This is a genomic window from Gilvimarinus sp. DA14, assembly GCF_024204685.1.
Lineage (GTDB): Bacteria > Pseudomonadota > Gammaproteobacteria > Pseudomonadales > Cellvibrionaceae > Gilvimarinus.
Map to the genome: position 1 here is coordinate 1,566,127 of NZ_CP100350.1, position 23,087 is coordinate 1,589,213.

At 54.7% G+C, this 23,087-nt stretch carries 16 protein-coding genes; 9 read left to right on the forward strand and 7 right to left on the reverse strand.

All coding sequences use genetic code 11. The annotated features are described in order from the left end of the window. Positions 1–8 precede the first annotated feature (8 nt). Positions 9–680 (reverse strand): alpha/beta hydrolase, encoded by a 672-nt coding sequence (locus NHM04_RS06950; protein ID WP_254266263.1) that lies wholly within the window; start codon positions 678–680, stop codon positions 9–11. A gap of 145 nt (positions 681–825) precedes the next feature. On the opposite strand from NHM04_RS06950, the gene NHM04_RS06955 reads away from it, so the two are divergent. After that, complete coding sequence (locus NHM04_RS06955) at positions 826–1,308, forward strand: YhcB family protein (RefSeq protein WP_254266264.1); 483 nt, start codon at positions 826–828, stop codon at positions 1,306–1,308. A gap of 17 nt (positions 1,309–1,325) precedes the next feature. Then, on the forward strand, positions 1,326–2,474 hold the full coding sequence (locus NHM04_RS06960; protein WP_254266265.1) for a trypsin-like peptidase domain-containing protein: 1,149 nt from the start codon (positions 1,326–1,328) through the stop codon (positions 2,472–2,474). 31 nt (positions 2,475–2,505) lie between these two features. Here NHM04_RS06960 and rlmB read toward each other — a convergent pair whose 3' ends face one another. The 4 genes from rlmB to NHM04_RS06980 form a co-directional block, all read right to left on the reverse strand. Further along, the gene (rlmB, locus tag NHM04_RS06965; RefSeq protein ID WP_254266266.1) at positions 2,506–3,246 is read right to left on the reverse strand and encodes a 23S rRNA (guanosine(2251)-2'-O)-methyltransferase RlmB; all 741 of its coding nucleotides are present in this window, start codon (positions 3,244–3,246) and stop codon (positions 2,506–2,508) included. A gap of 75 nt (positions 3,247–3,321) precedes the next feature. Beyond that, on the reverse strand, positions 3,322–5,883 hold the full coding sequence (gene rnr, locus NHM04_RS06970) for a ribonuclease R (protein ID WP_254266267.1): 2,562 nt from the start codon (positions 5,881–5,883) through the stop codon (positions 3,322–3,324). 73 nt (positions 5,884–5,956) lie between these two features. Continuing rightward, positions 5,957–6,676 (reverse strand): FadR/GntR family transcriptional regulator, encoded by a 720-nt coding sequence (locus tag NHM04_RS06975; RefSeq protein WP_254266268.1) that lies wholly within the window; start codon positions 6,674–6,676, stop codon positions 5,957–5,959. Between the two features lie 361 nt (positions 6,677–7,037). Continuing rightward, positions 7,038–9,821, reverse strand: a complete 2,784-nt coding sequence (locus tag NHM04_RS06980; RefSeq protein ID WP_254266269.1) for a TonB-dependent receptor — start codon at positions 9,819–9,821, stop codon at positions 7,038–7,040. A 429-nt stretch (positions 9,822–10,250) separates the two neighbouring features. On the opposite strand from NHM04_RS06980, the gene NHM04_RS06985 reads away from it, so the two are divergent. Next, complete coding sequence (locus NHM04_RS06985) at positions 10,251–11,882, forward strand: sodium:solute symporter (RefSeq protein ID WP_254266270.1); 1,632 nt, start codon at positions 10,251–10,253, stop codon at positions 11,880–11,882. Positions 11,883–12,051: 169 nt separating this feature from the next. Here the strand turns inward: NHM04_RS06985 and NHM04_RS06990 are convergent, their stop codons facing one another. Next, positions 12,052–12,321, reverse strand: coding sequence for a hypothetical protein (locus NHM04_RS06990; protein WP_254266271.1), 270 nt, complete (start codon positions 12,319–12,321; stop codon positions 12,052–12,054). Between the two features lie 104 nt (positions 12,322–12,425). Here NHM04_RS06990 and glpK point away from each other — a divergent pair, with 104 nt between their 5' ends. Further along, positions 12,426–13,907 carry a glycerol kinase GlpK gene (gene glpK / locus NHM04_RS06995; protein ID WP_254266272.1) on the forward strand — a complete coding sequence of 494 codons (1,482 nt, stop codon included), beginning with the start codon at positions 12,426–12,428 and terminating at the stop codon, positions 13,905–13,907. Positions 13,908–13,941: 34 nt separating this feature from the next. Next, positions 13,942–15,012, forward strand: a complete 1,071-nt coding sequence (locus NHM04_RS07000; protein WP_254266273.1) for a S41 family peptidase — start codon at positions 13,942–13,944, stop codon at positions 15,010–15,012. Between the two features lie 61 nt (positions 15,013–15,073). On the opposite strand, the gene NHM04_RS07005 is transcribed toward NHM04_RS07000, so the two are convergent. Next, entirely contained in the window at positions 15,074–17,059 is a 1,986-nt protein-coding gene (locus NHM04_RS07005) for a TonB-dependent receptor domain-containing protein (protein ID WP_254266274.1), read from the reverse strand. 146 nt (positions 17,060–17,205) lie between these two features. On the opposite strand from NHM04_RS07005, the gene NHM04_RS07010 reads away from it, so the two are divergent. The 4 genes from NHM04_RS07010 (at position 17,206) to NHM04_RS07025 (ending at position 23,084) form a co-directional block, all read left to right on the forward strand. Beyond that, positions 17,206–18,006, forward strand: a complete 801-nt coding sequence (locus NHM04_RS07010) for a response regulator transcription factor (protein WP_254266275.1) — start codon at positions 17,206–17,208, stop codon at positions 18,004–18,006. Positions 18,007–18,053: 47 nt separating this feature from the next. Next, complete coding sequence (locus NHM04_RS07015; protein WP_254266276.1) at positions 18,054–19,412, forward strand: MATE family efflux transporter; 1,359 nt, start codon at positions 18,054–18,056, stop codon at positions 19,410–19,412. A gap of 104 nt (positions 19,413–19,516) precedes the next feature. Beyond that, complete coding sequence (locus NHM04_RS07020) at positions 19,517–21,340, forward strand: IucA/IucC family siderophore biosynthesis protein (protein WP_254266277.1); 1,824 nt, start codon at positions 19,517–19,519, stop codon at positions 21,338–21,340. Then, on the forward strand, positions 21,333–23,084 hold the full coding sequence (locus tag NHM04_RS07025; protein WP_254266278.1) for an IucA/IucC family siderophore biosynthesis protein: 1,752 nt from the start codon (positions 21,333–21,335) through the stop codon (positions 23,082–23,084). Before NHM04_RS07020 ends, NHM04_RS07025 begins: the two co-directional genes overlap by 8 nt. Positions 23,085–23,087: the final 3 nt, after the last annotated feature.

Here is a 23,087-nt window from a genome sequence, read left to right on the forward strand (position 1 = left end):
TGCTTCGCTCACGACCACCCCCGCGCTGGACTCTGCTGCACCAAGTCCTCGGCAAGCTGCTGCTTTAACTCCACCAACTTGCCATGAAAGAAATGACCTGTAGCGGCGAAGCAGTGATAGCGAACATCACCTGCCAAGGCCCCGGCCCAGCGTCTGACATCCGACTCATCAACCCGCTCATCCTGCTCGCCCTGCAAAACGCTGAGCGGGGCAGGAAAAGCGCCTCCGGATTCAAATTCGTAACGCGGCACCGGCGGCGCTACCAGACACAAGTGCGCAGCATTTACCTTATAACTCGCCCGCGCCGCCACCGATGAGCCAAATGAAAAGCCGGCCAGCAGAGGCCGCGCGCCTGGGCGGCTGGCAAGACCTGCAGCGATAACGGCAAGCATATCGTCCAACTCGCCCACTGCGTGATCGTGCTCACCGCCGCTTTGCCCTACGCCGCGAAAATTAAAGCGCAATACATCCACGCCCAAATCGCGATAACAGCGCATCAGCGTGGTCACCACTTTGTTATCCATAGTGCCGCCGTGCAATGGGTGCGGATGAGCGATTACTGCGAAAGTGTTGCAATGGCGGTACTCGCCACTGTCGCTGCCCTTAGAGGCCGCGATCTCTAACGGACCGACCGGCCCGTCGATGAGGGTCTTTGCCTGCGATAAAAACAAATCTGTCATAGTGAAATACAACTGTCCGGGGAACGAATCTCAGCGACTTGTGCCCCACACCTCTCTTTAGTCGTTAAAAGGCCGTATAATAAAGGTTAGGGCCTAATCTCGCATCAGGCCCGGTACATTGAGCGGTCTATTCAGGAGAGTTTTTGTGTTTTCATTAGTTACGGTCATTGTTGCAGTGCTGGTATCACTTTTAGTCGGCTGCGCAGCGGGCCACATTCTCTCACGCAGCGGCAGCAGTGGCAGTCGCAACGCCGATATGCAAAAACGCCTGCAAGAAGCTGAGCAGGCTCTGGACCATTACCAGCGCGACGTCACCGAACACTTTGCGCGCACCACCGAGCTGGTTAACAGCCTTAACGAAAGCTACCGCGACATGCACGAGCATTTGGCGTCTAGCGCTCTAAAGTTGAGCACCCCCGAAATCAGTCGCCAGCTGTTGGCAGACGCCAAGCATCAGCTTCCCGGCGGCGCCGACGAAATCGAACACGCAAAGGTAGAGGCGCCGCGAGACTGGGCGCCAAAACGCGAAGGCCGCAAAGGCGCGCTGAGCGAAGACTATGACCTGGACGAAACCGAAGCGGCCAGCGCCGATGCCGAGGCCCATGTGCGCAGCCAGCACAACTCATAACAACAACTGGAGAGCGCATGCCCCTGCTCGCCCGCGCGCTGCAATTTCTCGCCTGGCCGGCTCTGGCAGGCTTGGTGATAGCGCTGCTCGTATTCGCTCTGTTTCCGGACCTGCTGCCCGAGGGCAGCACTAACCCGGTTACGGCGCGTCATAGCATACCCAACACCACCTCCTACGCCGATGCCGTCGACAAGGCAGCGAGCTCGGTGGTCAATATTTATTCTCGCAAGGTGATTGAAACCCGCCGCCATCCGCTGGCAAATCATCCTCTTTACGAGCAACTGTATCGCAACCCCAGCCAGCAAAAACGTGTGCAGTCGGCGCTGGGCTCAGGAGTAATTGTCAGTGAAGAGGGCTACCTGCTAACCAATAACCACGTAATCGACGGCGCCGATGAAATTCTGGTATTGCTGCACGACGGACGCCGCGCCGGAGCGACCTTTATTGGCAATGATCCTGAGAGCGACTTAGCGGTACTGAAAATCGAGCTGGACGACCTCACCCCGATCACCCTGGGCAACCCTAAAGCGAGCCGAGTGGGCGATGTCGTGCTCGCGATCGGCAACCCGTTCGGAGTTGGGCAGACGGTCACCCAGGGTATTGTCAGTGCTCTCAGCCGCTATGGCCTGGGGTTGAGTGTGTATGAAAATTACATCCAAACTGACGCGGCGATTAACCCAGGCAACTCTGGCGGCGCCCTGATCGATACCCAGGGCAATCTGCTGGGCATCAACGCGGCGATTATTTTTGACACTGTTGGTATCGGCTTTGCGGTGCCGGTGGACGATGCCATGGACTCGCTCAATGACATCATCAAATACGGCCGGGTAGTGCGCGGCTGGCTGGGTCTAACCGTTGAGCGCCTTAGCGATACTCAGTTACAGGAGCTGGGAATACCCGGCAATACCCCTGGAGTGCTGGTCACCGACGTCAGTATTAATCAGCCCGCCCATATCGCGGGCATTAAACGCGGCGACCTACTGACTCATATCAACGGCCAGCCAATTGGCACCGAACGCCAGGGTTTAAATGAAGTGGCAGAGCTGGACCCGGGCACCAAGGTCAGCGTGCGCGTATTGCGCCCACGCCTCAATGCCGAGCCAGAGCAGCTGGAGCTGGAAGTAACCGTGGCCGAGCGGCCTGTGAATAGCAGTGTAAGAACGTAAGGAACCTCTGAGAACTTAATCAGAGGCTCCCTCAGCTACGCTGGCGCACCGCCTCGAACAGACAAATACCGGTTGCCACCGACACATTTAAACTGCTGACTGTTCCTACCATGGGGATTTTAATCAGCTCGTCGCAGGTTTCGCGGGTCAGGCGACGCAAGCCCTCTCCTTCTGCCCCCATCACCAATGCCACGGCGCCGGTCAGATCACTGCTAAAAATGGTCGCGCTCGCCTCACCCGCAGCGCCCTTCACCCAAACACCGCGAGCTTTAAGCTTTTCCAGTGTGCGCGCCAAATTAGTCACCGGAATAAAAGGCACGACTTCGGCTGCGCCGCAAGCCACCTTGCGCGCGGTAGGGTTTAACCCCGCAGCGTTATCCTTAGGAGCAATAACCGCGTCCACACCGGCGGCATCAGCCGAGCGCAGACAGGCCCCGAGATTATGCGGGTCGGTAACGCCATCCAATACCAGCAACAGCGGCGGGTGCTCCAGCGAATCCAGCAACTCATACAGATAGGCTTCGTCGTGGCTTTTACCCGGGCGCGCCTGGGCTATCACTCCTTGATGATTGGCGTCCGCTGCCAGCGCGTCCATTTTTTTGCGTGACGCCTCTTGCACCGATATACCATTTTGGCGCGCCAACTGCAGAATTTTCTGCAGTTTTTGATCCGTGCGTCCCTGCAACACCATTAACGTTAATACTCGCTGGGGGGCACTTTTTAAAATGGCTTGCACCGCGTGCAGACCATAGAGAATGTCATTTTTGCTCACACGTCTTCTCTTTTACTTTCCTGTTCAAGCTCGGGGGCGCCGCCGGCGTACTTATCGCACCAAAACAACATGGCGTTAGTCCTGCGGAGGCTTCTTTTTAAATCTCGCCAACGCCTTCTTAACCCCAGCTGCTGCTTGCGCAAATACAGATCGGCTTTTTTCCTCTGACTTTGTTTGCGCCTGTCGAACTGGCGAATCTTGCGACGGGCGACGAACTTGCGCGCCGGTTTCAGAGCCATTTTTCGGTTTCCTCTTGCGCGGTTTTCTGGGCTTGGACGGGTCGGTCGTTTTCTTGCTGGGCCGATGGGCCGAAGCGGCTTTTTTGCCACCGGCGTTTTTACCGCCGCGACCGCCCTGCTTGCCTTTGTTTTTATCCCCGCCAGAATTTTTAGCAGCGCTGCGGCGTTTACTGGTGACGCTTTCAAGCTCAAAGTCAATTTTGCGCTCATCCAGGCTCACCCGCACGACACGCACCTTCAGCTCGTCACCCAAGCCGAATACCTGGCGGGTACGATCACCTACTAAGCGGTGCTTGGCAGGGTCAAAGCGGTAATAGTCTTGCGGCAAGGCGGTAATATGCACCAGGCCATCGACATAAATATCTACCAGCTCGACAAACAAACCAAAGCCGGTCACTGAGCTGACCACACCGTCGAAAACCTCACCCACCTTATCCTGCAAGTATTCGCACTTGAGCCAGCTAACAACATCGCGTGAGGCTTCATCGGCGCGGCGCTCGGCCATGGAGGAATGCTCCCCCAGAGAAATCATATCCGCCACGCTGTAAGGATAGATTTTTTCCCGGGGGATAGGTGCCACGCCCTCGACCCTCTCCACATGGGAAGACGGCTGGTCGGAGCGCACCACCGAGCGGATAGCGCGGTGCACGATTAAATCCGGATAGCGGCGAATGGGCGAGGTAAAATGGGTGTAGGCATCATAGCCCAACCCAAAGTGACCGTCGTTTTCCACCTGATACACCGCCTGGCGCAAGCTGCGCAACATCACGGTTTGAATCATATTGGCGTCGCCGCGGTTGCTGATGGCTTCCATTAGCACTTGGTAATCGGCGGAGGTGGGCTCGTCGCCACCGCCCAGGCCCAGACCCAACTCGGCAAGAAATTCGCGCAGGTTCTCCAGTTTTTCTGCGGTAGGGCCCTGGTGAACCCGGTATAGCGAAGTAATATTGTGCTTTTCTAAAAAGCGCGCCGCCGATACGTTGGCGCACAGCATGCACTCCTCAATAATCTTATGAGCATCGTTGCGCCGTACCGGTAAAATTTCATCAATCTTGCGCTCATCGTTAAAGACAATGCGCGTCTCGACGGTTTCAAAGTCAATCGCGCCGCGCTCGGTGCGAGCCTCGCGCAGGCTTTTGTAAAGCTCGTTCAGATTTTCCAGCTCGTTTAAGCGATCGGCCAGCTCTTCGCGCACCGCTTCATCGCCAGCCAAAGCCGCTCCCACCTGGTTGTAGGTTAAGCGCGCGTGGGAGTGAATAATGCCTTCGTAGAATTTGTAGCCACTGACCTGGCCCGCAGCCGAGACGGTCATCTCGCACACCATGACCAGCCGGTCTACATGAGGGTTCAGCGAGCACAGGCCGTTGGAGATTTTCTCCGGCAGCATGGGCACCACATGATCGGGAAAATAAACGCTGGTAGCGCGGCGCACCGCGTCTTCGTTTAAACCGGTACCGGGGCGCACATAGTGCGAGACATCGGCAATAGCCACAAACAACCGCCAGCCACCGCTTTTCTTGCGCTGACACAAGACCGCATCGTCAAAATCGCGGGCATCTTCGCCGTCAATGGTCACAAAGGGTAAATCGCGCAGATCCACCCGGCCGGTTTTGTGGGCCTCGTCCACTTCAGAGGGCAGGGCTTCGGCTTCGCTGAGCGCTTCGTGGCTCCACTGATTGGGAATGCCGTGGGATTCTATAGCAAGCTCAATTTCCATGCCCGGCGCCATATGATCGCCCAGCACCTGAATCACACGGCCCTGCGGGGGGCGCTGCTTTTCCGGCTGGCGGGTAATTTCCACCACCACTATCTGACCACTATTGGCGCCCAGCTCGTCACCTTGAGCGATCATGACATCCTGGGTAATTTTGGCGTTTTCGGGGCTTAAAAACTGTACCCCGTCTTCTTTGATAAACCGGCCGGCCAGGGTTTTGGTATTTCGTACCAGCACCTCGACAATGGCGCCCTCTTCTTTACCCCGGTAATTTTCGCCCTGCAGACGCACCAGCACCTCATCGCCGTCAAACACTTTGCGCATCTGGCGGTTGTGCAGGTAAATGTCGTCGCCACCCTCGACCGGAATGGCAAAACCAAAGCCGTCGCGGTGGCCCTGAACCCGGGCGCGCACCAGCTCGGTTAGATCAATGGGCGCGAAAGCACCACGGCGATTGCTGACCAGCTGGCCATCGCGGGCCATTGCGATTAAACGTCGGCGCAGAGCCTCAATATCGTCTTCGTCACTCAGCTCTAATAACTCGGCAACTTGCGGGTGGGTGCAGGGACCGGGCTGACGATCCAGCAATTCCAGAATCAGCTCTCGACTGGGGATGGGGTTTTCGTATTTCTGCGCTTCGCGGTCGGCAAACGGGTCGGAAGGTGGACCTTGGCGTTTACTCAAAAGATAGGCTCCATAATGCCGGGGAATTTAATATCACCCGGCATTATAGGGTATATGACAGAGGTTTGTATGCTTAACGCTCGCCTGACTTTTCCAATTCGTGCTCAATAAAGCCTAGCGCTTCATCAATCAGCAAAAACATAGCGTTCTTGGCACGCTCGGCGTTACCGCTGGAAATCGCGTAATAAACCTTGGCGTGATCTTCCAAAACACCATCCGGGTTGGCTTTAATCACGTTGGTGTGGCGGATACTCACGTTCAAGGCAGTGCGGGTAAAATCGCGCATACGGATATAAAAACGGTTTTCACTGGCATAAAGAATACTGATGTGAAAATCGATATCCGCTTCCAGCTCGTTTTCAGAGTTATCCGACGCCACCCGCATACGCTCCAGCGCATCGCCAATTGCCTGAATCCGCTCGGGGCGCGCAAAACGCGCTGCCAACGCGGCCGCTTCGGGCTCAATGGCAATGCGCATTTGCAAAAACTCTTTCAACACTTTCAGCGAAGGGTTGCCTTCGAGGGACCAGCTGAGCAAATCGGAGTCGAAAATATTCCACTCCTCTTCGGGCATAATGCGAATGCCTTGGCGCGGGCGACTGGAAATAAGCCCCTTGGCAGACAGCATTTTTACCGCTTCGCGCACGGCGGTGCGACTTACCCCAAACTCTTCACACAGGTCAGCCTCGGTGGGCAAGCTTTCACCCTGGCTGTATTCCCCACACACAATCGCGCGCCCAAGCTGCTGGGTCATGCGTTGCGAGAGATTATTATTTCTTTCTAAAACGGCCATTTACGGTTACTCAATATTACAAGTTGGCTAAAAGTATCGACTCTTAGTCGATGTTTCAAGCTAAATTGCCATACTTTCACCCCAGCGCGGTGTTTTTGACAGGCCGACGTCAATTCCTCAATAAAACCAGGCAAAAATAACGCAAAATGACAGGCACAAAAAAGCCCCCTTAAAAAAGGGGGCAAAACAAGAAGAGACCATGTATAGCTACACCCTGTGCCGACCGCACGCTAACACAGGGCACAAGGTGCAGAAATACATTGGCAGATTACTCTGCCTGTGCGCCCGAAGGCGCAACCGACCGAAGTCGGATGAACCCCCGAAGGGGTCCACTTCTGCTTCCACTAGCCCATTAGTGGAATTAGAAAGAGTAGCGAGCACCCAGTGCGAAGGTGCGAGCAATCTTCCAGTTACCGAAAGTGGCGTACTCGCTGTTGCCATAGCGGCTGTGAGACGTCTCATCGGTCAGGTTAGTCGCATCGAAAGATACCGTTAAGTCATCAGTGATGTTGTAGTTCAACTGGAAGTCCAGCGATTGCTGAGCATCGCGATACACGCTAAGTGGATTAGCAAACAGCGCCGCTTCGTTGTTGTTGTAGAAGTCGGAACGCCATACGTAACCCAGGCGGGTGTCGAAAGACTCACGCTCGTAAATCAAAGTAAGGTTATAAGAGGTATCCGATACACCGATAATATCGGTGGTCTCGGTACCAATAATTTCCCCCACGTTGTTTAACTGCGGGATAGTCTGCTCGGAATCCAACAGAGTCAAAGCCGCCTGAACACCGATACCATCCAGCAGACCTGGCAGGTTTTCGGGGAAGTAGCTTGCCCCCACCTCAATGCCGCTCAACTCGCCGTCAGAAGCGTTATCCGGCTGCGAAAGAATAAAGGTATCCACTTGATAGCCCGGAATATCGCGCTGCACCGCGTTGCGGAAACCAACCACCAAACCTTCGATATCACGTTGGAAGGCAGTCAGATAAACAGAGCTTGCATCACCGAAGTACCACTCCAGAGACAGATCCATATTTTGCGAGGTAGTCGGCTCCAGGTCCGGATTACCACCACTGGCAGTACCATAACCCACGTTAGACAGGTCGTCGTTGTAGGTGATAGTAGGGTTCAGATCCAAGAAGCCTGGCATGCGCAAGGTTTCACCGTAGTTAAAGCGCAGCAGCAGGCCTTCAGTAAAGTGCAGGCGAGCGGTTAAGCTCGGCAAGAACTCAGACGTTTCGCTTGAACCTTGAGTACGCTCTTCAGTAACGCTATCAACAAATTCGGTATCGGTTTGCACGTCTACGTAACGACCACCGATTTCACCATCTACACGCATACCGGCCAACTCGGTTTCAAATCGAGCGGTAGCGTAAAGTGCGGCGTTCACTTCGTTGATATTAAATTGCTCCAGCAGAGGCTGATTCGGGTCCAAGTTGTAAAGGCCCATCATCTGCTCACGGTTTTCATACAACCAAGGACCATCAGCCACAGCCCAGCTGCGCGGGACATCATACTCGCCTTCCATAAAACCGCTGTTTACGTGCGAAATGCCATCGTAAGCACTGAACTGACACTGCTCTGCAGTACCCTGACAAACGGCTTGAGTCTGATCGCGACCGAATTCGGCGGCATCGTGGTCGTCGTAACGCATACCGAAGTTAAAGGTATGAAACAGACCACCTTCATTCAGGTATTCACCATCAACGGTAAAGGTAACGGCCGAACCTTCGGTGCGAGCGCCATTTTCGTACATATCACCCATGGTCCAATCGTTAAGATTGGTCAAGTCGCTTTCATCACGCTCTGTATCTGGATTATCCAAGAACACCTGAGAGGTATCATCGGTAAAGTTAACAGTTGTGCCGTAGCGGCCACCACCGTTCCCGCGCAATGCGATAAATTGAGTTTCAAATTCACTATCCTGATAAACCACCTCAGACTCTAAGGTGAAGTTATCGGAAATATCCCACTCACCGCGCAACGCGTACATCATTGAGTCGGTCGCGTTAGTCGCAAAGTCGCCACTGTTAAAGGTAAACGGACTACCTACGGTGCGCTCTTTGATGACGTTAGTGCCTTCGTACAACTCAAAGGTATCTTCAATCGGACCGAATTTGGCCAAGTCGTTCCACCAGTCAACAAACGAGAAGTGCAGGTTGTTGAAAGTGTCATTGCGGTAGCCGGTGTACATGGACTCAAAGGTATAGGTGGAAGAGTCATTGGGCGCAAACTGCAAAGACACATTAGCCGCCGAGCGCTCGCGCTCACCGGTGAAATCAGTCATGATATAGGCATCGCGCGACAGGTAGTATTCCTGATCAACGCCGTTCATATCCAAAGTGGAGCCTGCGTCCATGGGCAGGCCGTTGTCCAGACCAGGAGCCCAGAAACCGGTATCAGCACCAATCAACTGCAAGGGCACAAAGCCATCCAGAGGCTCTTCGGTCATAAACGGAAACATCGCACCCGGGGTTACCGACTGGGTACGGAAATTCGTTTCAGCGTAAGAAACATTTACCAAAGCACCGAAGTCACCAGCACCTGTTTCCCATACATTACTGAACAAGCCACTCAGGATGGGATCCGTTTCTTCAGACTCCTCGTTGTACACGCCGCGCAGCGCAACCGAAACCTTAGAGCCGTCAAAGTCGAATGGACGGAAGGTGTGTACATCAATCTGACCGGCAATACCTTCTTCAAACTGGGCCGCAGAACGGTTTTTAATCACGTCGATGCGCGATACCAAAGTAGAAGGCAAATCGGCCAAAGCCATGGCACGACCAGAGGCGGTAAAGATAGTACGACCATTAACGGTGGTGCTAACGTCGGTCAAACCACGAATGGTTACGGTGTTTACTTCGCCGTCGGCGCGGTCGGTTACCTGAATACCGGGAACACGCTGCAGAGATTCTACAACGTTATTGTCGGGCAGCTTGCCGATGTCTTCGGCAATAATCGCGTCCATTACCTGCATGGAGTCGCGTTTGATATCAATGGCTTTGTTAAGGCTGGCACGAACACCGGTAACGACTACTTCTTCGAGCAGCATATCCATGTCTTCTTGGTTATCTTGTGCGGCAACCTGAAGGGAACCCAGAGCAGCAACCATGGCTACTGAGGAACTGAGCAAACGTCGCTTGAACATAGCTTTTCTCCGTTTATATATGGTGCATAAATGAGTGAGCACCAAATTATTATTAATGAATACAAAACGTACGAACCCGGCGAACCACCGGAAAAATAGGGTATTAAACTCCTCGTGGAGCCGTTATTTGTATTACAATTTGAATGCTAATACTCTGTGTTTTCCGTGTCAACCACCAAAAGCGAAGTATTTATCCTATTTTAGTTAGACACTCGGGAGGAAATATCGCCCCAGAATGACGCACAACTGGCCGTGAAATACAGAAAAATTAGCAGAAGTTAACGTTAGCTCGGTGTTTTTGCTATTATTCGCCTCCGCGAGCCCGGAAGCTAATAAAAACCGAGGAGAGTTATAGTCACAGAAACTATTATACTATAATAATTTCACACTACTCCTCAGCCATACACACAATATAGATGAGAGAAAATAATGATTGAATTTGCTGCTCTGGATTACTGGGTGCTAGGCGCCTTTTTCCTAATCCTGGCCGTTACCGTTGGCATCTGCATGAAGCAGAAGGAAAACGATACGGCGGACTACTTTCTCGCTGGACGCAATGCCGGTTGGCTGGTCATTGGTTCGTCTATTTTCGCCTCTAATATCGGTTCGGAGCACCTGGTAGGCCTATCCGGCGCCGGCGCGCAAACCGGTATGGCTATGGCGCACTGGGAATTGCAGTCCTTTATTATTATTTTGCTGGGCTGGCTGTTTGTGCCCTTTTACTGGTCCAGTAAAATTTACACCATGCCCGAGTTTCTCGAGCGCCGCTACGGCCCGTCCAGCCGCACCTTCCTCTCCATAATCTCGCTGATCAGTTATGTGCTTACCAAAGTCTCGGTGACCGTATACGCCGGCGGCGTGGTACTGCAGACGGTGCTGGGAATTGATACCTTGTGGGGCTTCGACTTCTTCTGGGTTGCGGCGATTGGCCTGGTGCTGATTACCGGTATTTACACAGTGCTCGGTGGCATGAAGGCGATTCTCTGGACCTCGGTGATTCAAACTCCGGTGCTGATTATTGGCTCGGTGGTTATTCTGGTCACCGGCCTGGAAGCGCTGGGCGGCTTTGCCGAGCTGGAGCGCATTAACGGCGAGAAAATGAGCCTGTTCCGCCCCGCCTCTGACCCTGACTTCCCCTGGCCCGGCGTTATTTTCGGCTCGGTCATTATTGGTTTTTGGTACTGGTGTACCGACCAGTACATTGTTCAGCGTGTGCTGTCGGCCAAAGGCATTCAGGCCGCGCGTCGCGGTACTTTCTTTGCGGGCTACCTGAAACTACTGCCGGTATTTATCTTTTTGTTCCCGGGCATGATCGCCTTCGCCCTGAACGAGAAAGGCATTATCCAAATGGACAGCCCCGACCAAGCGTTTGCCACGCTGGTCTCTACCCTGCTGCCTGCCGGTGTTAAGGGGATTGTGATCGGGGGTCTGATCGCCGCCCTGATGAGCTCGCTGGCTTCGCTGTTTAACTCTTCGGCCACCCTGTTTACCATCGACTTCTACAAGCGCTTTAAGCCGGAGTCTTCCGAGCAGCATTTGGTAAAAGTGGGCCGTATGGCCACCTTGGTAGTAGTTGCACTGGGCGTGATCTGGATTCCGGTAATGCAGCTGGTAGCGGATGTGCTGTACGAATACCTGCAGCTGGTTCAGTCGCTGATTGCTCCTGCGGTTGCCGTTGTCTTCCTGCTGGGTGTGTTCTCTAAGCGCATCACCCCCACCGCGGGCTTTATCGGCCTGGTGGCTGGCTTTATTCTGGGTATGACTCGCCTGGTGTTGCAAATTTTTGCCGACAGCCTGCCGGCCGGCGGCATTTTGGAATCACTGGTAACCGTTAACTGGCTGTACTACTGCATCGGCTTGTTTATAGCGACCTGCGCAATCGTGATCGGGGTAAGCTTTTTTACCAAGCGCGCTCCCGACAGCCAGCTGGCTGGCATCACCTACGCGTCCATCAGCCCTGAGCAACGGGCGGAGATTAAAGCGGGTATCACCAAGTGGGATATTATCCACACCGTGATTATTATCGCGATTACCGTGGGTATTTACGTTCGCTTCTGGTAAGCGAATAACAACCCTCGCAGCTGGCGGACACTAGGTGTCCGCCAGTTCTTCTTTGCCAAGGTCCCCCACATTTTAGCGCCCCTGTACGATAGCGCTAAAGATCGCCCAACAAGCACCTCTATCAAACAGAATTTAAGCACGCACAGGCAAAACACGGCCGCTCTCGTTTTTACTCGCCCTGATTAAAAAGGCCGTCCAACACCGAATCAATAAAACCGTCCGCAAAGGTGGCCGTCATTGACCGGCTGCCAATAGCAATGTCGCGTTCACGACGCAGACACTGGCTTACATAGCCATTATCGCTGGGTTCGCGAGTCATCATACAGCGCGTCGCGGGGTTGGTGCCGCTTTGCCACTGGGGCTGCGTCTGCTGCTGCGCACAAGCCCCGAGACAGGCGCAAAACAGGGTAAAAATAATTACCGCTTTACTCGTGCTCATCCCGAACTCCCTTTATCGCCGTATCGGCACCCGCTCACATTATTTGGTATTCACTGTTTATACACTAAAATCATCCCAACCCCACAATGATAACGAGGTAAGACTTGAGCAACGCAATTCTCGCCATTGATCAAGGCACCACCAGCAGCCGGGCTATTGTATTTTCGTGCGACGGGAAAATACTCGCCAGCGCCCAGCGTGAGTTTGCACAACACTTTCCCGCCGACGGCTGGGTGGAACACGACCCGTTGGCAATTTGGCAGGTTACCAGCCAGGTTTGCTGCGATGCCCTGGCACAACTGGAGTCAAACCAGGCGGTGGCAGGCATCGGCATTACCAACCAGCGTGAAACCACCGTGGTGTGGGATAAGACCAGCGGCGAACCCATTTACCCCGCCATTGTCTGGCAAGACAGGCGCACCGCCGACAGCTGCCGTAAGCTGCGGGACAAAGGCCATGAAGACTTACTGCGTGAACGCACGGGCCTACTACTGGACCCCTACTTCTCTGCTACCAAGCTCGCCTGGATTTTGGATAAAGTGGAGGGCGCCCGCGAACGCGCGAGGCGCGGCGAACTGGCGTTTGGCACCATCGACAGCTGGTTGATTTGGAAATTTACCAACGGCCGCGTACACGCTACCGATGCCACCAACGCCTGCCGCACCGCGCTGTTTAATATTCACCAACAGGCGTGGGACGATGAGCTACTCAAACTGTTTAATATTCCCGCCCAGATGCTACCCGAGGTACTCGATTGCGCCGCCGACTTTGGCATGGCAACCGAAGGGCTGGAAGGCCGCCAACTGCCTATCGCAGGAGTCGCCGGCGACCAACACGCCGCCATGATCGGCCAGGCCTGTTTTAAACCGGGCATGATTAAAAGCACCTATGGCACAGGCTGTTTTGCTTTGATGCACACCGGTGATAAACCGCAAAATTCGGCCAACCGCCTGCTCACCACCCTGGCCTATCGTATCAACGGCAAGCCCCAATACGCGCTGGAGGGCTCCATTTTTATCGCCGGTGCCGCCGTGCAATGGCTGCGCGACAAGCTAGGAATTATTCAAGAGGCGGCACAAACCGAGGCTTTGGCAGCGAGCCTCGACGGTAACCAAGGGGTCTATTTAGTGCCAGCCTTCACGGGCCTGGGTGCCCCCCACTGGGAGCCGGATGCACGCGCGATTATTTGCGGCTTAACCCGCAACAGCGGCCGCGCCGAAATCGCCCGCGCCGCCTTAGAAGCGGTCTGCTACCAAACTCACGACTTACTGTCCGCGATGGAAAAAGACGCCGGTCAAGCCAGCCACACTTTGCGGGTGGACGGTGGGATGATCGCCAATAATTGGCTGTTACAGGCGCTGGCAGATATTACCAACACCCGCGTCGAGCGCCCCGACATTATTGAAACAACCGCCCTGGGGGCGGCGCAGCTGGCCGCGCTGCAATTGGGCATTTTCAAGCACTTGGATGACGTGGCCGCCAACTGGACCCTGGAGAAAAGTGCCGACCCCGAAATTGACACCAAGGCCCGCCAAGCTATGCTCAAAGGCTGGCGCGCCGCCGTGCGCAAAAGCCTGACGGACTGACGCTATCACCCATCGCAAAGGATGCACAGATACTATGGACACCGATCTCGCCGAAGCGCCCTTTTGTTTTAAGCTCGCCGCGCGCGAGCTCAACTACCTGGACCACTTTTTCCGCCTCAACGACGCCGGCGCCATCAGCCATTTACAACAGCGCGGCGAAGCCTGCTTTGAGCAGTCACTGCAGCGCACCATGGGCGCTCTGCGCGCGGCGGGCAGTTGGCGGGAATGCGCCGAGCTATACAGCGAACACCTGCAGCAGTACCGCCGCAACCATTTAGGCATTGAACCACTGCACGCCGAGCCGCCGCCAGAAAGTCACAATAATGAATGCAGATCTCTGGCACCGAGCTTTGAACAACTCTCGACCAGCTGCGTACTCTTACGGCTGCAAAGCTTTGAACCCCAGTATGCGCAACCACTGCAACAGCTGCTGGAGCAGCACCGCCACAGTTTGGAAGCCAGCCCCCACTGGATTATCGATATGCGCCATAACGAAGGCGGCAGCGACTGGAGCTACGCCAGTTTGTTGCCCTGGCTGGTGCGCCGCGAGGTGGTAAGTATTGGCGTGCAGTGGCGCGCCACCCGCGCCAACATCGACGGCCTACAACGGCTGCTGGCAGAGATTAACGCCCACAGCGAGCCCCACAGTGCAGGTGACGCCGCCGACTATATCGGCGAAGTCATCGCTGCCATGCAAGGCCAACCGGGCGGCGAGTTCGTCAGCACCTGGCCGGAGCCTTACAGCCTGAACCAAATCGAGAGTGAAGTACCTGGCCCCAGGCAGGTTGCTATATTAATTGGGCCCCACTGCTATAGCGCGGGCGAACAATTTTTACTGACCGTGCGGCAGAGTTTTAAGGTGAAACTGATTGGCCAACCCACTGCGGGCGCACTGGATTATTCAAACCTCGTGAGTCACACCCTGCCCGAGTCGGGCATGAAGCTCTGGTACGCCACATCCCGCAGCGCACGCCTGCCCCACTACCCGGTCGATAGCTGCGGCGTGCTGCCGGATATTTACTTACCTCTGAGCACGACTGAGGCTAAACACGATCAAATCTTGCGAGTACAGCGCTGGCTGGAGGGCGGATCTCTGGCGCTGTAAAACAGCCGGGCACAAAAAACGCGCAACGATGACATCGCTGCGCTTTTACCGGGATGCGTGCTTAGAAGCGCAGCGCCATACTCAGGCGAATATCCTGTCCAGGCGCTGGATAGCCTTTAATACCGGTGTAGCCTTCCAGGTGGGTAAAGTCTTCCACACTGCCGTGGTCTAAGTACTCTTCATCAAACACGTTTTTCACCGTCAGGGTGACGCTGAAACCGCGCAGACCGCTCGGCTCCCAATGTGCGTAGACATCGTGAACGTTATAGCCAGGCTTGCTGATCAACGCATCGGCCGACTCCACGTAAATATCATCCAGATCCTGCACCAGAGTCATAATCCAGCCAACATCAATGCTGGAGCTTACCTGGTAGGAAGTGTCCATGGTCAAAGTATTACCGGTAGAGGTACCCAGGTAGCCATAGGAGTAGCGAGTCAGGGCTTCGCCGTCCAGCTCTACATCGGTATCCACATAGGTCCACTTGGAGAACAAACGCTCGCCGTTATAAGTGGCACCCAAGGAGTAACCGTTGGTTTCCAATTCGCCCAAGTTTTCGTAGTGGCGTGACCAGGGCACAGCGTTGCCGATGGCGTCTTCAATAGTGGTGTCGTGGTAACCGGCACTCAGCAAAAACGCGCCCAGGGTGTAGTCCAGCCCCAGCTCAAAGTTTTTCGCCCGCTCGGCTTTTAAGTCCGGGTCATTGGTGGTGCCAAACAGCTTAAAGCCGTCGTTGGTTTCCACCCCGCGTAGGGCTTCGGCGTAGCCACCGCTAAAGGTCAAATCACGGGTAATGTCGTAGGCAAAACCGACGTTGGGGCTAAAGCCGTCCGAGGTAAACTCGTTGTTTTCTTTATCCACCGCGTTAAAGTCATCCCAGCGAGTGCCAAAGGTCAGCAGCAAGGCGTCGGTGGCCTGGAAGTGATCCTGGACAAAAAAGCCCAGCACGTCGCTGGTTTCGGTGTACACATTGCCGCCCACGGCGCGCTCACCAGCGGTCACCTCGTCGTCGCGATAGTCCGAACCGTAGACAATTTTATGGTCGCCCACCTGGCTGGTGTTACTGAGCAAAAAGCCCTGAGTATCCACGGCGCTGGTGTAGTCATCCCAAGGGCGGTAGATTTCAAAGTCGGTGTTATACAGGCTCACATCCAACAACAGCCAATCGCTGTTGGGCTTGTCCCACGAGTAGTTTACGGTGGTGGTCTTGCGGTCGAACTCTAAATCGCGCAGTGGGTTACGCGGCCCTTCACCCCATTCCGGACGGGTCAATTTCTCGCCTTCTTCGGTCAGGTTTTCGTAGCTTACGCTGGCTTTATGGCCACCGCCAAAATCGCCCACCAGTTTTACAAAACCTAAATCCTGATCCGAGTTAGTGCCCGGCAGTTCGTTACCATTCGGGTCTTCCATATCATCCTGATCGGAGGTGACATAGCTGGCCATCGCACTAAAAGTATCGCCCAGGCGGCCAAACAAAGTGCCACTGCCCTTGTAACCTTCGGTATTAGAGAAGTAACCAGCTTTAAGGATACCGCCAAAGTTGCGGTTGCCCAGTAAATCTTCCGGGTCTTTGGTTTCAAATTTAATTGCACCGCCCAGCGCGCCAGGGCCACTGGTGGCATCGCCGGCCCCCACTTGCACATGAACCTGTTTAAGCAGCTCCGGTTCAACTGAAATACGGCCGGTGTGGTGATAGGTCACGCCAGATTGGGTGGCGCCATCAACGGAGATATTCAGGGTGTCTTCACCCAGGTTGCGCACATAGATTTTTTGCGCCGCCCCTACCGAGCCGCCTACCAGCACTGTAGGAACACCCGCGAAAATATCATCCAGATCATTGGCCTGTTTACGATCCAGGTCCGCCGACGTCAGCAAGCTGTCTACGGGCTCACCAATCACCACCAACTCTTCGATTTCTTTGGGGTTCTTGTTCCGCTCTTTCTCGTCTACGGCATTGGCCTCGGATTGCGCTAGGGAGAAATTTGGCGCCAGAGCGATGGCGAGAGCCAGAGGGCTGAGCTTGGTCAGGGAATTAAACGGACGTTGCATGGAGATCGCTTCCTTCTATTCTCTAAGTTCTAAAAAAGAAGCATTATCATTACCATCTTAACCAGAGTAAACACTTGTTACAGTTGTTACAAAAATATCAGGAGCTTGTGGCAATTTTTCCGCAAAGAAAAAAAGTGTAAAAAATAGTGATTGCAGAAGATAATGATAATGAGTATCGTTTATTTCTGTTTGCCACTGAGCAGACGCAAACGCTGACAGGTAACTTGGAACTGAGCATGTCTAGCAACGATTTACCGATCCAGGCTCTCTGGCTCGGCGAAACAACCAGCGTCTTTAAGGACCTTAACTGCAATTTTATCCGAGCGGGCTGGCGGGTGTCCTTTAGTGACCATGTCTGCAGTGCAGGCCAGCTGCCATTACTGCAAGGCACGAGCCTAGTGTTTTGCCAGGTAGGTGAGCAGCTACCCGAAACTTGGCCGTCGCTGCAGCGCCAATGTCAGGCGAAGCACTGCCCAATTATCGTGCTGGCAGCTGACCGGGAGCTATGCGTACACGCCTTACGCCAAGGGGCGGACGACTTTCTCACCACCCCAATCAACCCGGATGAGCTTATGCTGCGCAGCCAGTCGTTGATCAGGCGCCTGTGGCAGCATCCGCCGGTAGGCAAAACGCGAACCCTTGCTCTGGGCCCGCTGCAACTGGATACCCAAGCGCGCTCAGCGTTCTACAACCAGCGCCCTATCACTCTTACCGCGATTCAATTCAAACTGCTGTTTTGCCTCGCCGAGCAGCACAACACCCTGCTGCGCAAAGCCGACCTACACCGGCGGGTACTGAACAAACCCTATTGCCAGCACGATCGCAGTATCGATATGCACTTAAGCCGGGTTAGAAAAAAGCTGATCGCACTCGGTATGCCCACTGACGCCATCCAAACCGTGCGCGGTTACGGCTATCAGCTCTCTATGCAAGCCGCCTGCGAATAACCTTTCCCTCAACCCTGCCAGTATTGAACACCATCAAGTGAGCATCTATGAGCGCCACCCACAGCGACTATAACCCGGCCACCGACGGTCCCAGCATCAAAGTCTTTTTTCGTTATGTGGGCTCCTCGGTAGCCGGATTACTGGCGCTAACCGGAGCCGCGCTGGTTGATGGAATCATGGTCGGGAAATGGCTGGGGGCGGATGCCCTGGCCGCTGTTAACCTGTTAATTCCGCTGTGGACCCTGCTGTTCGGCCTGGTACTTATGCTCGCCATTGGCGGCAGCGTCGCCGCCAGCCGCTTTCTCGGGGCGCGTAAATACAACGCGGCCAATATAATTTTTAGCGGCTGTCTGTGCAGCGCGGGTATTGGCGCTGCAGTACTTGCCAGCGCAGCCTGGCTTTTTGATCGCCAGCTATTGGCTCTACTGGCCGTGCCCGAGACGCTGCTGGTTTACGCCAAGCCTTACTTGCACATAGTGCTGCTGGGGCTTATTCCGCAGTACCTGGCGGTGGTGCTGTATTACTTTTTGCGAGTCGCCGGGCAGCCCAGCCGCGCCAGTCGAGCACTGGTGTTGGGTGCACTGGTCAACATTGCGCTGGATGTTGTGCTGCTGGCGGGCTTGCAGTGGGATATTCGCGCCGCCGCCCTGGCCACCACCGCCGCGCAAATTACCCAGTGTGTGTTATTGCTGCACACTTACCGTCGCAGTCAGCGTTTGCGCTGGCAGCCAAAATGGCTGGCACTGGGGCAAATGCTCAAACTGTGCGGCAACGGTTTGTCGGAATTCGTCAATGAAGTCTCCGCCGGTATCGTCCTGCTGGCAGTGCACTGGATTCTCAGCCGCGATTACGGTGTAGCCGCCATTGCCGGATTTGCAGTAACCAACTACACCTTACTGCTGAACATTATGTTGGCCTGCGCCATAGCGGAGGTAGTGCATGTGCTGGTTAGTCAGAATCGCGGCGCCGGACACTGGCACAGAGTCAATCGCTTTTGGCAATTGGGGATGGGATTAGCCGCCGCCAGCGGCGGCCTGCTTTGGCTTTTGGCGATGTTCAGTAAGGGGTTTCTGGGCACTTGGTTTTTCCAGCAAGCCAGCCCCCAGGCTGCTTTTTACACCCAGCAGTTTCTCACCGTTATCGCCCCGGTGTTTTTTCTCACCGGCATCAACCTGGTGATGTCGGCCTGGTTTACCGGTCTGCAAATGCCCCGGCTTTCGGCGCTGCTAGCGCTTTCGCGCAGCCTTATTTTGCCGCTGGTGTTTATCTTGGTGTTGCGTCTGCTGCCGCAAAACCCGTTATTTTTATGGGCGCTACCTCTGGCGGAGCTACTGACCTTCGTGTTGGCAATCAGCTTAAAGCAGCAATATTCTGCCCATAAAGTTGAACTTATCGTCACAAGATGACAAAAACGACAAATTTGTAACAATCGTAAAACTTAATGAAACTGAGACATATTCTCATATAATCGGTCGCACACTTTCCTCATCACGGAGTTGCGAGGATACCCATGGCCGATTCTCCACGTCAGCTGGCTGAGCACAAAAGTTTCCAGGCATTTATTAATTGCTACCTGCGCGAGATAGATTCGGGGGTCTGGTTAAGCGGCTCCGAGTTTGGACACTGCCACTGGTTAAACGCTGCCGCCTCTGACAATCCCTGGCTGGTGCAACTGCCTCTGGCGCAGCAAAACCTTACCTTGTGGCTCTCGGTCAGTTATCGCTCGCAAGTGGGTTGTCACCATATCGATAGCGTTTACGCCCAGCACAATATTGCCATTTTAGGCAGCTCGCCCCACGCGGAAAATTTCTGGAGCGCGACTTTGCTGCTCATTAAAGAGCTGTTTCACGAGCGCGGCAACGGCACCAACCCCACATTAAAACAGCGGCAACTGGAGCTGACCCATCGCCTGACCGACAGTTTGCAAAACACTGTGCGCTACCTGGAAGCACGCTGGCAGCAACCCTACACCCTGCCGGATAATTTTCTCGCCTCTGAACAGAGCTTATTGCTGGGGCACTGGCTGCACCCCACCCCCAAAAGCCGCCAGGGTATCCACGAGTGGCAACATAAAATCGTCACGCCAGAGATGCAGGGCGAGTTGCAGCTGCATTACTTTGCCGCAGCAAAAGAATTAATTGAGCAGGACTCTCTACTCCCGCAGAGCGCCGCTGAACTGATTGCTGCGGATTTACACCCAGCCCCGCCATTGCACGGCGATGAACAACTACTGCCGGTACACCCGCTGCAAGCTCAGTGGTTGCTAAGCCGCGAGCCGGTACAGCAGTTAATGCAACAGCAGAAATTGCGCTATCTGGGGCCGCTGGGGCCAAAGTTTGCGGCCACATCATCGGTGCGCACTCTGTACCGCCGTGAGGCGCGCTGGATGTACAAAGTCTCGGTGCCAATAAAAATCACCAATTCACTGCGCCAGAACAAACGCCACGAGTTAGATGCCGGGCTACTGATGGCGGAGCTTGTCCAGGCCACCGGTTTTTGCCATTACGCCAGTCCGTTTCAACTTTTATTTGACCCGGCGTACATCACCCTGCGCGGAACCGGCGAATCTGAAACCGGCTTTGAAACCATTTTGCGCGATAATATTTTTACGCCCGAGCGCGATGCTAACGTCTATTGTCTGGGCGCGCTGTTACAAGACACCTGGCACCCGCAACAAGAGTCTTCGCTGCTAGGCAGCATTATTAAAACTCAGGCGAAGCGAGAAAAACGCTCGGCACACGCCCTCGCGCTGGACTGGTTTGACGCCTATTGGCACTGCGCCATCGAGCCGTGCATTGTGCTGTTTGATCGCTTTGGCATCGCCCTGGAAGCGCACCAGCAAAACAGTTTACTGCGCCTGCACAACGGCTACCCCGACACCTACTACTATCGCGACAACCAGGGCTATTATTTGGAGCGCCGCCTGCAATCCACGCTGCAGCAACTTCAGCCCAAGCTCAAAGCCGACAGCGATTTGTTTTACGACACCGAGAGCATTCTCGATCGCTTTGGCTATTACCTGCTGGTCAATCAAGTATTTGCCCTTATTTACCGCCTGGGGGCCGATGAGCTAGTAAAAGAGACTCAACTGCTAGCGCTAATGCGCACCAAGCTGCGCCGACTGCAAGCGCGCATGCAAGGGAGCGGCGCCGAGCTTTTACAGCGCTGGCTTACCGAACCACACATTGCCGCTAAGGCCAACCTACTCACTCGGGTTCACGACATTGACGAGCTGGAAGCGGAGTTGGAACTCGCCGCCTACACGAAAATTGGCAATCCTTTGTGTGAACCCGAGCCGGTGACAGAACGCAGCCGCGAGGCCGCCTATGTCTAGCTCAGCGATCGCGCTAAAAGCTGAAACGCACTCGCCGCTAACACGGGTGGTGCGCCAAGCTTTAGAAGCGGCTTTAGCGGAAAAGTTAATCGATTTTATTGTCAGCGGCAGAACCTTCTACTTTAACCTTGCGGGTAATCATTATCGCTGCACAGGACGGGTGCGCGGCTTTGACCGGGTTCGACTTGCAATTCATACACTCTCACAGGTTAGCCCCGTTACGCGCGCCCCCAACTTGCAGCAAGTATTGACGCAACTGCTGCAAGCCCTGCCAACAAGCGAGACATTACGCGCGACTTTTTTACGTGAGCTGCAGCAAACCGTGCACTGGTGCCAATGGAATGAAGCGCAGCAAATTACCCGCCCCCAAAGGCGCAATTTGTCTTTGTGCGAACTTGAAATGGCGATGCACGAAGGGCACCCCTACCACCCCTGCTTCAAAGCGCGCATCGGTTTTTCTGCCGCGGATCATAGTCGCTATGCGCCGGAGTGCGAAGCGCGCCTACAGCTGGTGTGGCTCGCGGTGGCCAGAGAGTGTTGTTTTTTAACTGGCGAGGCCCAAAGCGACGAGAATTTTTATCGCGATATTCTCAGCGCTGCAATCTGCGAAAAATTTAACCGCACCCTGGCACAGCTATCGCTCGACAGTGAACACTATGTGTTTGTCCCCGTGCACCCATGGCAGTGGCAACAGGTTATTGCCCCTAAACTCGAAGGGTGCGATCAGCGAGTCGTGTTTCTCGGTAGCGCAGGAGATGATTATTTTCCCAGCCAGTCGGTGCGTACACTTTTAAATGCGGACAAGCCCACCGAGCCCGATGTAAAACTGCCGCTCAATATCATCAACACCTCGGCGCCGCGTTATTTACTTAGCCACGGCATAGACTCAGCGCCACTGATTTCAAAGTGGCTGACCAGCACGCTTGCCGACGACGATTTTTTTCAGCGTTACCCGCTGATAGTGCTGCGCGAATACGCCGGTGTGCGTGTTAATGAAAAAAAATTATTTAACACTGACAAGCCACAGGTAAGTCAGTTAGGCGCGATTTGGCGCGATAGTATGAACCGGCACCTGCAAGCTGGCGAACAGGCAGTGCCCTTTATGGCATTGTCACTTACCGAAGCCGACGGCAAACCTTTTATTGACCCCTGGATTGCGCAGTACGGATTGCGCCCCTGGCTGCAGCAACTACTGCAGACGCTGATTTTTCCGGTGTGGCATCTGCTAGCACACCACGGCATTGCCATTGAAGCCCACGGCCAGAACACCTTGATGGTGCACAACAACGGTTGGCCCAGCAAGCTGGCGGCGCGCGACTTTCACGAGAGCCTGGAGTATGTACCGGAGTTTCTCGCCGCGCCCGAGCGCGCGCCCGACTTCACCACCAACCCACTGTACGCCAACGCGCAAGCCGATGAGTTTTACTGGATGCAATCTGTTGAAGCTCTGCGCGAGTTGGCAATGGATACCTTGTTTGTCTTTCATTTGTCAGAGCTGGCTCTGCTGTGCGAAGAACACTATCAACTTACCGAGCGAGAATTCTGGCAAATGGTGCGCCAATGTCTGAATCAATACCGGCAGTTGGCTGTGTGCGATCCGCAGAGACTGGAGCAGCTTAATTACCAGCAGGCGCACATTGCCGTTGAATCGCTACTGCGTAAAAAACTCTGTCGCCAGGCCCAGGAATACCACCACCGGGCCGCCAATCCGCTGGCTCCCACCGCCCACACTGATACGCTTTAAGGT